Source organism: Pelagicoccus mobilis, assembly GCF_016595505.1.
GTDB lineage: Bacteria > Verrucomicrobiota > Verrucomicrobiia > Opitutales > Opitutaceae > Pelagicoccus > Pelagicoccus mobilis.
This window is the reverse complement of sequence record NZ_JAENIL010000003.1, coordinates 59,754-72,554: the sequence shown is the minus strand read 5'-3', so window position 1 is coordinate 72,554 and position 12,801 is coordinate 59,754. Positions and strand designations below refer to the sequence as shown.

Genomic DNA, 12,801 nt, shown 5'->3' with positions numbered 1-12,801 from the left:
CTTACGAACGGTCAGACCTCGCCGCAAAGCCGTCCTCCAGGGCGGCTTTTAGTTTATCCACCTTGATCGGCTTCGCCACAAACCCGTCCATCCCTGCATCCGCGCAGCGCTCGCGGTCAATCTCCGTCGCCCCCGCAGTCATCGCGATGATGTAAGGCTGCTCCTCCTTCGGGTAATCCGAACGAATTCTTCGCGTCGCCTCTAGACCATCCATTTCCGGCATCTGGGCATCCATGAGGATCACATCGTATTTCACTCGTGAATACGCGTCCAAAGCCTGCAAGCCATCCGATGCCGTATCCGCCTTAAGACCGATCTTCTTCAGCATGTGGCGAGCCACCTTCAGGTTAACGTTGTTGTCATCCACCAGCAATATCCGCCTTTCGCGCGACTCCTCGCCTCCATCCGGAAGCGCCTCCTCCAAAACCTCTTCCCGAGCAACCCGACTTTCACTAAAGCCCAAAGCAGTTGCGCTAACTCGCAGCAACAGCGAACGCCGCACCGGATTCACCAGACAGGCGCACGCCGGCAATTTCTTAAGCTTAGCAGTCAGTGCCGACTGGCCGGCATTTGTCATAGCAACAACAGGCAATCGCTCCAATCCAGGCGTCGCTCTCAGGCGTTTAACGAATCCCTCCGTGTCAACATCCTTAAGATGGGCGCCTAGCCAAACCAGATCATAGCCATCCGCCTTCTTAGCCAAAAGCTCCAAAGCAGTCTCCCCTTCCCGCACCACTTGGGCAAACGCTTCGCATTGCGCCGCGAGGTGCTCGTAGATTCGCAAAGGCGTTTCGTAATCCTCTACGATAAGTAGACGCTTGCCCTTCAAAAAAGCGTGCTCGGGTACGAATTCCTCACGTTGCGACCCCTTGGCCGGAGCCCCTATCGTAAAGCTAAAGCAGCTACCCTTGCCCAGCTCGCTCGTCACCGAAATCTCCCCGCCCATCATCTCCACGAGGCTCCGGCAAATCGAAAGACCCAAGCCGGTTCCACCAAAGCGACGATTGATCGACGCATCCACTTGCGAAAACGCCTTGAACAAACCGTCCACCTTCTCCTCCGGAATACCAATCCCTGTATCCACAACGTCAAAGCGCACAAGGTCGCCCCTTTCGCTCGACTCGCTTCTCACCGAAACCGAAATCTCGCCCTCCTCCGTAAACTTCAAAGCGTTGCCCACCAAGTTCACGATCACCTGGCGAATACGTGTGGAGTCTCCAATTCGCTCCAGCGGAAGCCCAGGCTCTAAATCGCAATACATGTTGATCCCCTTGCAGTCCGCCGCATGAGCGAGCAACTCCAGAACTTCCTCAACGCATTCGCCGACATCAAACTCGACCTGCTCGATCTCCAACTTTCCAGCTTCGATCTTCGAGTAGTCCAAGATATCGTTTATGATGGTCAAGAGCGACTCGCCCGAATTCCTCACCGTACTGAGATAGCCCTCCTGCTCATCAGACAATTTCGTATCCGAGAGAATGGTACACATGCCAAGAATCCCGTTCATAGGAGTTCGGATCTCATGCGACATGTTCGCCAAAAATTCCGACTTGGCCCGGTCCGCATGCTCCGCCTTCACCTTCATCTCATGCGCCTGCTCCAGAGCAACTTCCAGTTCGCTGTTCTTTAGAGCCAGATCCTTCGTCTTCTCCTCCACATTCTTCGTCAAAGCAAGATTACTCAAACGCAAGTTCCGGCTCCTCAACAAATACCACGCCCAAATAGCCCCCATCAAAGACAGAACATAAAACACATACGCCTCGATTCTCATATGCCAAGGACGCTGGATACGAAACGCGACACGAGCGATTTCCCCGGCATCCCCATAGTCATTCGTCCCCATCACCTGGAACTCGTAATCGCCAAACGGAAGATTCGTAAAATCCTTGTACGCCTCCCTTGACGGCTCACTCCAATCCGACTGATACCCCTCCAGAAAAACCTGATACTGATTCATCCCCGGAGTCTCGTAGTCATCGAGAGAGTACATAAACCGAAGAGAACGCTTCGAATACGGCAACACATACTCGCCATCTCGCCCCATTTCCGCCCCGCTAAAAACAGACTTACCCGTCTCCAAATCAAAAACATCTCGTATTCTCGTATCAAACGTTCGGATACCCGGAGGATCCATCGAAACAACCGATCGCACAACACCCGCGTCGCTCCCCACCCAAAGAACGCCATCCCCGCTCACATGGAACGTATTCGCCCGGTGCGAAGTCCCCTGAGCCAAACTTCTAAGCCCCTTGAAATAAGGACCAGCAGGCAAGAGCGCCAATGTACCGCTCTTAGCCGACTTGTTCACCCAGAAGTTACCCTCCTCATCAGAAATCATGACCTTGAAACTGGCAAGAAACAGATCATCCGTCAGCAGCTCGTGATCCTCGCTCACCGCAAAACGTCTCGTCGTCTCGTTCCACTGCAACAAGCGCTCCCCCTTAGTCTTGAAAACAAAACCTTCCCCAACCGCAAACGGGCGAGCACCCGTCGGCGGAAGCCCAAGCTCGCCAGCGGCAAATACCTCCGCCTTAGGCGGCACATCGCCCAGGTTCGAGACCCTAGCCAATCGCCCTCTCTCCAATTCCAGCCAAAACTCTCCCTTCGAATTTTGAGCAATCGTCAAAACGCCCTCCCCCTCCAACTCCTTACAGGTGCTCGACACGTTCCATTCGTCTTCAGAACGTACCCAAATCTGGATACCGTCACGAAGCCCAGCGATCGCCTTCATCGGGTCCAAAATCGAGGGCTCTATGCATCGATAGTTTCCAAAACCCAATACACGCGTCTTCCCCAGCTCGCTCACTAAATCCAAGCGTTCCCTACTTGCCACCAGCATGCCGCCCGCCACGTAAGCCAAAGTGGGCTCATCCGCTATCTCGCCCACGGGCACCATCCGCTTCATCTGCTTGTTGAGGAACCGATAGACCCCTCCATCCGTGACAAAGTACATCACGCCGCCGAGCTCCATGACTTGCGATACAGGATCGCTCAGACCATGTCGGTGGTTGAACAGCGAAAGCGGCGCCTTCAAATCGACTCGAAAGATGCCTGAGCCATGCCCCAACCAGAGGCTGCCGTCGCTCGCAACATGAGCCGTCTGGAACCGGCGCGTCCCGACCCCCTGCAACTCCATGATCCTAAAGCGCCCAAACCCTCGACGGTCCAAAACCCAGACCCCGGAGTCGGCCGTAAAAGCGATCACACGCCCATCGTCCAAAGGCTCCAGAAAAGTATAACTCCGCCTGTGGTCCGGGTGCCCAATAGCCTCCAGATTCTCGCCATCAAAACGGGCGATCCCCACCCCGCGAACAGACAGCATCGCCTCTCCGTCCCCCAAAACACATGCAGCGGAAACCCGCTTCCACTTGATCGATTTCAATCGATCAATCTTTCCGTCCGGTTCGAGCCTAAGCAGGCCGCCCGCCACGAAGGTAAGGAACTTCTCACCATTCAGTTCGAAAAAGTGCTGCACGACCTGCCCTCCGAGAGACCAAGCCTCCACTTCCCCGTCCTTAGAGAGCGAAAGCACGTTCTCGCCTGTCACTACGAATAGAGTCCCCGCTTCATCAAACAAAACGGGCCGCCAGCCCCTGTTCTCCCTCAACTCCACCGGAAAACGGTCCGCGATAGAAACAAACGCCCCAGAGGAATCCAACACGCCCAGCCCCTCCCGCGTGCCGACGTAAATCGTCCCGTCATCCGCAAACAGGACCCGCTCCACCGGGCTGACATTGGGCGGAGTGAGTCGCTTCCATCCCTCTCCATCGCCCTTCATGAGAGAAGAGCCCGCTACGAGATAGATACTTCCATCCCGATCCTCGCCGATCTGCCCCACTCGCTTCTCCCCCCCGATCAGCTCGGACGGGATCCATGAAGAAATCGGGGAGCCCCTTCCATCAAAGCCATGCACAGCCTGGCTTCCTCCAAACAAGAGAAGGAAGCCGCTCATCAAAGCGGCTGCTAGCTTACGAAACGAAATCACGGGAGTGGGAGGCGTTAATTAATTCGGGTTTCCGCCTAGTCACTCTATACGAACAGATTCCCCACCACTTGAAGCAACAAATCACCAATCAGCAAGAATACCGACCACCTACTTCAGTCACAAATCTTTAACATTCAAGTCATTATACAGCATTCCGATAAAGGACCAACCACAACGACACTCAGTAAAACCACTAAGGTTCAAGCCTTACCAGCATTTCCGAACCTTTCCTCATGACCGAGCTCAGACAACACCCACTCGCCTTCCTGCTATCAGCCCTAGCCCTGATCGGAAGCGCCCTAGAAACGAACGCCCAAAGCCTCTCAACCGGAGGGTTCGTCAGTGTCGGCTACCTCGAGTCATCCCATTATAACTACTTGGCCGACAGCGAAAAAGGCACTCTCGACTTCGTGGAGATCGGCCTCAACGCATCCTGGACCCCCGCCAATCGCACCACCATCAACGGCCAAGCCTTCCTCTTCGAGCTCGGTCCCTACGGAAACTACACCCCGCTGGTCGATTATCTGTTCGTCGACTACGCCAAATCTAAGGAACTCGGCTTCCGGGCCGGCCGCATCAAGCGCGAACTCGGCCTCTACACTCATATCCAGGATATCGACATCGCCCGCACCTCCATCCTCCTTCCCCACGGCATGTACGATCCGCGCTACCGCGACTTTTCCGCCTCAGTCGACGGAGCCTCCATGTACGGCAGCTTCAACCTGCCCGGCGACCAACGCATCACCTACAACCTCTATGGAGGCTTCGCCCAGGCCGACCCAGAAGGCGGCCTCGCCGGCTTCTCCCTCACAGCCATATCCCGCACCACCATAGACAACCGCATCAAGACCCTGGAAGCGGACGGGACCTACGGGGCCCAGTTCTGGTACAATCCCAACATCGAAGGCCTCCGCGTCGGCTACGGACTCTCGCGCTACTTCGGCATCGACATCTCAACTCAAGGCAAATTCCCCGACGCCCTTCCAGATCCACTCCTAGCTGGCAAAGAGCTGATCAATCTCGGGCAAGACCTGACCTACGAGATCGATCAGCTCTCCATCGAGTACTTCCTCGGAAACTGGAACTTCACCGCCGAGTACCAATGGTCCCACGTCGGGCCAACCATCGACCGCATCATCGGCGGCGTCTTCTTCCCAGACACCACCCCGCCTACCGAATTCGAAGTCTGGTACGCCAACGCCTCGCGCCGGTTCGGCAAGCTCGAGTTCGGCCTCACCTACACCTCCTCCCCCTTCAGCAAGAACGACACAAACGTCGGCAACGCCACCTACCAAAAAGACACCCAACTCTCCGTCCGCTACGACGTAAACGACCACTGGACCCTCAAGGCCGAAGTCCACTCCATCGAGGGAACCAAGCGACTCTTCAACCAGCACGGTCAGAACCCCGTGCTCGACCAGGACGACTGGACGCTCTGGGCCGCCAAAAGCACCTTCACCTTCTAACGCGAACCTCGGATGACCAATACTCCCCACAGACCGATTCCGCGCTTCGCCCTCGCCCTCGCGTTTCTCCTCGTCGCGAGCCTCAGGCTCTCGGCCGATCCGATCCTGCTCAACCCGGAGAACAACACCCCGGTCAACGAGGAGTACCTCCGGTCGATTCTCACCGGCACCGAGCGCTTCTGGGAAAACGGTCACGAAGTCCTCATCGCCGTCCTCAAAAACGATCCCAAAGCCGAACAAGCCCTCAACCGCTTCAGCGGTATGACCGCCAGCAAATTCAAGAACCACTGGCAACGCATCGCCTTCAGCGGACGCGGCAAGATGCCAAAGCAATTCAGCGACATAGAAGACCTCGTCGAATTCGTGAAGCGAAACCCCGGGGCAATCGCCATCGTATCCGATGCCAAAGAGCTCCGAGGGGTAAACGTAGCAGACCTTTAGCGCCTGGAAAACTCAGTCAATCAACTCCCACATGCTCCCCCACATAAAAGAAGCAAAACGAGGACTCGCGCACGCGACCCTCCTATGCCTGTTCTGCACCTGCGGCCTCTCGCAAACGCTTTCAGTAGGAGGCTTCATCAGCACAGGCTATCTCGAATCCTCCCACTACAACTATCTCGCCAACACCGAAGAGGGAACCACCGACTTCGTAGAAGCAGCCCTCAACGCCTCCTGGACTCCCGCCAACCGCACCACCCTCAACGGTCAGGCCTTCCTCTTTGAGCTCGGTCCCTACGGAAACTACGAGCCATTCATCGACTACCTCTTCGTTGAGTACAGCTACTCCAAGGAATTTGGCATCCGAGCCGGGCGCATCAAACGCGAACTCGGACTCTACACCCACATCCAGGATATCGATATATCGCGCACGTCCATTATCCTCCCCCACGGAGTCTACGACCCGCGCTACCGAGCCTTCTCCGCCTCCCTGGACGGAGCAGCCATCTACGGCACTTTCGGCCTGCCCGGCCGCCAGCGGCTTACCTACAATCTCTACGGAGGTCACGTCAACATCGACCCCGAAGGTGGATTAGCGGGTTTTACACTCACCGCCACCTCGCGCCTCACCATCGACAACCACATCGAGACAATCGACTCCAACACCAATTTTGGAGCTCAGTTCTGGTATTCGCCCGGGATTGAGGGCTTACGTCTCGGATACGGTAGATCGGAGTATTACGACGTCGATATCGTCAGTCACGGAACCTTCCCCTCAAACATCCCAGACCCCAATCTCGCTGGCCTCGAATTCATCTCCAAAGCGATCGATACCTCCTTCGCGCTCGATCAATTCTCAATCGAATACTACGTGGGAAACTGGAACTTCGCAGCAGAGTACCACAGCTCCACCGCAGACATTACCCTCGAGCAATCTATCGGCGGGATTTCAATCCCTTCAAGAGGGCGCAACCCCGACTTCAGAGCCTGGTACCTTCAAGGCTCGCGCCGTTTTGGCCCGTTCGAAATCGGCCTCACCTACGCTGAAGAACCCAATAACTGGGAGCCCGAATTCGATACCGTGAACGCGAGCCACCAGAAAGACCGACAAATTTCCCTACGCTACGACGCGACAGACAACTGGACCCTCAAGCTCGAGGCACACTCAATCAGAGGCACCCGACGCCTCTTTAACCAGCACGGACAAAACCCCGTGCTGGGCCAAGACAGTTGGACCCTCTGGGCCGCCAAAAGCACTATCACCTTCTAGCCCAAGCCAGCCATGACAGAATCTCGATACCGAGCCCCCCTTCAGACTGCGCTAACAATCGCCTTGCTCCTGATCACATCAGTCGCGCTCTCCGCCGACCCCATCGTCCTCAATCCCGAGAACCAGACGAACGTAGACGAGAAATACATCCGCTCCATCCTCACCGGCACTGAACGCTTCTGGGAGGACGGGAACGAAGTCCTCATCGCCGTCCTCAAAAACGACCCAGAAGCCGAACAGGCTCTCAACCGCTATAGCGGCATGACCTCCAGCAAGTTCAAAAACCACTGGCAACGCATCGCCTTCAGCGGACGCGGCAAGATGCCCAAACAGTTCAACAACCTCGAGGAGCTCATCGAATTCGTAAATCGCAACCCCGGCGCCATCGCCATCGTCGGAGAGGGTCAAAAACGAAACGGAGCGACCAACTCTCCGCTCACCCTCATCTCCACCATCGCCCACCACGCTTCAGGCCCCAGCGACCCAACTCCCCCTGGGCATTAGCAAGCAATCCGCTTTCCGCGTTGCGACCCGGTCCGCTTTGCCTATCTTTCCTCGCAAAGCCATGAATACCGCTACCCTCTCCAACCGCTACGGCCAACGCATCGACGCCACCTTTCACTCCGCCCCCAACGACGCCTACCTCGCCCTCCTCGGGCACGGCATCACAGGCAACAAAGACCGCCCCCTCGTCGTAGGCCTCGCCGAGGAGCTCGCCAATCTCGGCATTCCCTCCCTACGCTTCTCATTCGCCGGCAACGGCAAGTCCCAAGGCCGCTTCGAAGACTGCACCATCACCTCCCAGACCGAGGACCTCGTCGACCTTCTCGGTCACGTATCCAACACATCCCGACACATCATCTATATCGGTCACAGCCTCGGGGGAGCCGTAGGCACACTCGTCGCCGCCAACGAACCAAACCGTATCCATACCTTGGTGTCACTCGCTGGCATGGTCCACACGACCGCCTTCTTTCAGCGCGAATTTGGCGAACAAACACCCGGCGACGGCTTCATGTGGGACGAGCCAGCCTGCCCCCTCTCGCAAAAAGCCTGGGACAACGCGCACGAGATCCACAATACGCTCGACGCTGCCCAACGCATAACCCAACCCTGGCTCCTCTTCCATGGAACCGACGACGACGTGGTCCCCGTTTCCGACAGCCGCGACGCCCTTGCCGCCACCGCCTCGCCTCGAACCGACTTCTACGAACGCCCAGGCGAAGAGCATATGTTCAGCAAAGAAGCCTACCCCGAAATCGCCAAAGCCATCGTCAACTTCCTCAGGTAATCCCCCCGGAGGGCAACGCTCCGTCGTTGCCAACAACCCGATCCGACAGAAACAAACTCATCAGGTCGGCTTCGCCATACCGAGCAAAACATAGGCGCCTTCAGCACTAAATCCGTCAAATCCTTCGTTCGCGCAACGAACCCTAAGTCGAGCAAAGCGAGACCCTGACAATCCTACAGCCATACAACGAGACACAACGCTCCGTCGTTGCCAACAACCAGATCCGACAGTCGCAACCCAGAACTCAACCTACGTCAACGGCTGCCCATGCGCCGCCCGCCATTTCGCGTCGCTCCGCACCAGCTCCAAGCCCCTCTGCGCCACCTCGATAAACTCGTCGTCATCCAAAGGCTTCACCCGGCGCAACGTCTCTAGCGCCTTTTCCAAGTAGGCCTCCGAGCCCAGCCCAATAACCGCCGTAGACAGTTTCGGAAGACTCAAGGTATAGCGCATCGCGATCTCGTAATCCTCCTCCGGAATCTTAAACTTCCGACGCCCTCCGCCAAACACCTTCATCGAAACCAAGCCCAAATTCTTGTCGCCCGCACGGGTCCAAATCTTGTGTTCGAAATCGTAGGTGTGCTGGTTGATGTAATTCACCGCCACCATCAAGGCATCGATTTCTTCCGAATCGATCGCATAGTGAAACCGGCTCGGATGCAGATGCCCGCTCGCCCCGATGAAACGAATCATCCCCTTCTCCTTCGCTTTTCTCAAAGCCCCCATCGCCCCTTCGTCGCTAAAAAGAAAATCCAGATTCGGAAACCGCCCCTCGTGCCCGAAGTTGTGCAGATGCACCAGATCCAGATAGTCCGTCTTCAAATGCTTCAAGCTCGCCTCCAGCAAACGCCAAGTCCCCTCGTAGGAAGCCTCCTCCGTTTTCGACACCAAAAAGACCTTGTCGCGCTTCCCTCGCAACGCATTGCCCACATGACGCTCCGACTCCCCTGCCGTGTAGTTCGGAGCAGTATCGAAATAATTGATACCCGCATCGATGCAGCGATCAACGATCCGCGCCGACTCCTTCTCATTCGCCGTATCACGCCCCAGAGGTGCGCAGCCCAAGCCGATCTTCGAAACCCGAACGCCCGTCCGGCCAAGCGTTTCATACGCCATGCCAGCCGACTTCACATCAGCAGCCCAGGCCGAGGACAGATGTCCCAAAGCCCACATTCCACCTCCGGCGATCGCCGCATTCCTAACAAATTCTCTTCGCTTCATATCGGGGTATCTTTTTGAGGAAATATCCGCCAATTATGCCCTCCAAACACGCAGCTGTCAATATTCGCCACCCGAGAGAAAGAAGCAACACGAGGTCAACTCCACACGGCATCTATTCCGAAGTCGACGAGATGGCCTCTCACACTCGAAAAACCTCGCGAGGCGATTGCCCATAGGCGCTCACAAACACTCTATAAAATTGGGCGTAGCTTCCAAAGCCCGCCTCAAAGGCTGCTTCCAAAACAGTAATCCCCTTCGACTCACGATACACACTCCAAAAGCGACCTAGCTTGATCGAATTGCGATAGCGACTCAAAGTCACGCCAACCTCTTTCCGAAACCTGCGACTCAAGTAAGCGGAGCTCACTCCACAGATCTCTGCTAACATATCCAAATCGTCACTACACTCGCCAGACTCCAATAAGTCCAAAGCCTTGCGCACCGCCTCGTGCAGCTTCACCTGCTTCCCGCTCACCCCCCTCTCCAGCTGAATCCTCCAGCACCGCAACAGCAAAATCCGCAAACCTGCATTCAAGAAGTCCGGATCCCCATGCTCGAAGGAGAAGTCCTCACTCAACCCAAATCCCGCTTCCTGATTCAGTAGATCGGCATCCAGTCCATCCTTCAAAAACTCCGGCAAGCTAGATTCCAAGGCCGAGTAGACCCCTGGTTCGAGCTCAGCGTGCAAAACACCATCCACCTCCGGCCTATCCTTCAACAACCCCGCATAACGGTCGCTCACGCAAACCTTCCTTATCATCTCCGGTTTGAACACCGCCACATAATAACGGGCATCCTGAGTGCGATCCACCAGCTGATGCTCCTGCGATGGAAAAAACCAGATGAGAGAACGTTTCGGAAATCGGTAACGCTGCCCCTTCACCACGTAAGTCACCGCCCCCGACACCACGATATTCAGCTCAAGCTCGACATGGCGGTGAGGCTTCAGCACCGGTGGATTCCGGGCCGACTCTGCCAGAAACAAAAATCCCTCATACTCGGGACCTATCTTCAAATTTTCCAACATTAGGACAAAAAGCGCAAACTATTGTAACGCAGAAGAGAAGAACTTTTTCGAGCTTTATGCCATACTGACAAGACCAAGAACAACGCCATCTACACCCCTAATATAACTCATAAAATTCACTAAAACCATTGGGGAAAAAATGGCATGAACGAGACACTCGAAAAACTAGTCGCGGCGATAAAAACCGGTAAGCGCAAAGACGCGAAATCCGCCACTGCAACCGCCCTCGAAAACGGCACCGAACCTCAGCTCATCCTGGATGCGCTCACGGAGGGCATGAACGACGTCGGAGTACGCTTTCGGGCAAACGAAATTTTCGTTCCCGAAGTCCTCGTAGCAGCGAGAGCGATGCAAAAAAGCATGGACCTGCTGGAACCAGTGCTTGTCGCATCCGGCATCGAACCAGAATTCTCAGTTGTAATTGGCACCGTGCAAGGCGACTTGCACGACATCGGAAAAAATCTAGTGGGAATGATGCTCAAGGGCGCGAACTTCAAGGTCATCGACCTCGGTACAGACGTATCGGCCGATGCGTTTAGCGCGGCGATCAAGGAACACAATCCCAACGTCATCGCCTTATCCGCATTGCTGACGACCACCATGCCATCCATGGAAGAGATCGTCGACTGTATCAACGCTATGGACACAGACGTCAAAGTCATGGTCGGCGGAGCTCCAGTCACCCAGGAGTTCGCAGATAAGATCGGCGCCCACGGATTCTCGACCGATGCCGCTAGCGCCGTCGAACTCGCCAAAAAGCTCTGCGCCTAGCTCATGCATACCCCAACAGCGATGACCTCGAAGGAACGCATCCGCGCTGCGATCGACCACCAGCAGCCGGACAAACTTCCACTCGACTTTGGCAGCAGCTTCATCACCGGCATCCACTGCAGCGTGGTAGAGCAACTACGCAACCACTACGGTCTCGAGAAGCGGCCGGTCAAAATATGCGAACCCTATCAAATGCTGGGAGAGGTCGAAGACGACTTGCTCGACGCGATCGGGGCAGACGTGAAACCGATCTTCCCGAATCGCACGATCTTCGGATTCCCCAATGAAAACTGGAAGGAGTGGAAAACACCGTGGGGACAAACCGTTCTCGTGTCCGAGCACTTCAAAACCACCCAGGACAATTCGGGCAACACCTACATCTACCCAGAGGGCGACACCCAAGCCCCTCCCTCTGGACACATGCCCCAGACGGGATACTTCTTCGACACCATCGAGCGCTTGGATCCCGACTTCGACGAGGACGATCTCAAGCTAGAGGACAACCTCGAAGAGTTTGGCCTCATGTCACGAAGCGAAGAGGCCTATTGGACGGAGCAAGCAGCGAAAGTACGCGGCAGCAACCGCGCGATCTCCACCCATCTGAACGGAACAGGTCTAGGCGACATCGCCCTCGTGCCCGCCCCTTTCCTCAAGAACCCGAAAGGAGTACGTGGGGTGGCGGACTGGTATATGCTTACAGCGGACGAACCTGAGTTCCTAGCCGAACTCTTCGACCGGCAGACTGAAATCGCTCTGCAAAACATGGAGAAGCTCAATAAGATCGCTGGCGACGTCATCGACGTAGTCGTCGTTTGCGGTACCGATTTCGGAACCCAAGCCTCCTTGTTCTGCGGTGTCCCTAAAGTACGAGAAATCTGGCTTCCTCGTTACAAGCGTATCAACGATTGGATACACCAAAACACAAACTGGCGTACCTTTAAACACTCCTGCGGCGCAATCGAACCCCTCATCGAAACCTTCATCGATAGCGGTTTCGACACACTCAATCCAGTACAGTGCTCAGCGACCGGAATGGATCCGCTCGGCCTCAAGGAAAAGTACGGCGACCGCATCAGTTTCTGGGGCGCGGGCGTAAACACGCAGCAAACGCTCCCCTTCGGCTCCCCCGAGGATGTAAGAAAGGAAGTCCTCAATCGCTGTGAAACCTTCGCCCCTGGAGGAGGCTTCATCTTCAATGCGATTCACAACGTTCAAGCCCTCACCCCAGTCGAAAACTACATAGCAATGATCGACGCCATCAAAGAATACAACGGCGACAAATAGCCCCCAAGGTAGGGCCCGATGTCCCAATCGGGCACCGCAAAACTTAAA

10 protein-coding genes are annotated in these 12,801 nt (G+C 55.8%); 7 read left to right on the top strand and 3 right to left on the bottom strand.

Going from position 1 to position 12,801, the window contains the following annotated elements:
• Position 1: 1 nt before the first annotated feature.
• Positions 2-3,985, bottom strand: coding sequence for a response regulator (locus JIN87_RS28695; protein ID WP_200353839.1), 3,984 nt, complete (start codon positions 3,983-3,985; stop codon positions 2-4).
• A 233-nt stretch (positions 3,986-4,218) separates the two neighbouring features.
• Here JIN87_RS28695 and JIN87_RS02010 point away from each other — a divergent pair, with 233 nt between their 5' ends.
• From JIN87_RS02010 to JIN87_RS01990, 5 genes are all read left to right on the top strand, one after another.
• A complete protein-coding gene (locus JIN87_RS02010) occupies positions 4,219-5,451 on the top strand; it encodes a hypothetical protein (protein ID WP_200353838.1) in 1,233 nt (410 codons plus the stop codon).
• A gap of 12 nt (positions 5,452-5,463) precedes the next feature.
• On the top strand, positions 5,464-5,892 hold the full coding sequence (locus JIN87_RS02005; protein WP_200353837.1) for a hypothetical protein: 429 nt from the start codon (positions 5,464-5,466) through the stop codon (positions 5,890-5,892).
• Positions 5,893-5,923: 31 nt separating this feature from the next.
• Complete coding sequence (locus tag JIN87_RS02000; RefSeq protein ID WP_200353836.1) at positions 5,924-7,159, top strand: hypothetical protein; 1,236 nt, start codon at positions 5,924-5,926, stop codon at positions 7,157-7,159.
• A 12-nt stretch (positions 7,160-7,171) separates the two neighbouring features.
• A complete protein-coding gene (locus tag JIN87_RS01995) occupies positions 7,172-7,663 on the top strand; it encodes a hypothetical protein (protein ID WP_200353835.1) in 492 nt (163 codons plus the stop codon).
• A gap of 61 nt (positions 7,664-7,724) precedes the next feature.
• The gene (locus JIN87_RS01990; protein WP_200353834.1) at positions 7,725-8,450 is read left to right on the top strand and encodes an alpha/beta hydrolase family protein; all 726 of its coding nucleotides are present in this window, start codon (positions 7,725-7,727) and stop codon (positions 8,448-8,450) included.
• Between the two features lie 249 nt (positions 8,451-8,699).
• Here JIN87_RS01990 and JIN87_RS01985 read toward each other — a convergent pair whose 3' ends face one another.
• A complete protein-coding gene (locus JIN87_RS01985; protein WP_200353833.1) occupies positions 8,700-9,671 on the bottom strand; it encodes an aldo/keto reductase in 972 nt (323 codons plus the stop codon).
• 139 nt (positions 9,672-9,810) lie between these two features.
• Positions 9,811-10,698, bottom strand: a complete 888-nt coding sequence (locus tag JIN87_RS01980; RefSeq protein ID WP_200353832.1) for an AraC family transcriptional regulator — start codon at positions 10,696-10,698, stop codon at positions 9,811-9,813.
• Positions 10,699-10,842: 144 nt separating this feature from the next.
• Between JIN87_RS01980 and JIN87_RS01975 the strand changes: the two genes are divergently transcribed.
• Together JIN87_RS01975 and JIN87_RS01970 are read left to right on the top strand one after the other, a co-directional pair.
• Positions 10,843-11,469: a cobalamin B12-binding domain-containing protein gene (locus JIN87_RS01975; protein WP_200353831.1), complete on the top strand. Its 627-nt coding sequence runs from the start codon at positions 10,843-10,845 to the stop codon at positions 11,467-11,469.
• Positions 11,470-11,472: 3 nt separating this feature from the next.
• Positions 11,473-12,753, top strand: coding sequence for a uroporphyrinogen decarboxylase family protein (locus tag JIN87_RS01970; protein ID WP_200353830.1), 1,281 nt, complete (start codon positions 11,473-11,475; stop codon positions 12,751-12,753).
• The last annotated feature ends 48 nt before the right edge of the window (positions 12,754-12,801 follow it).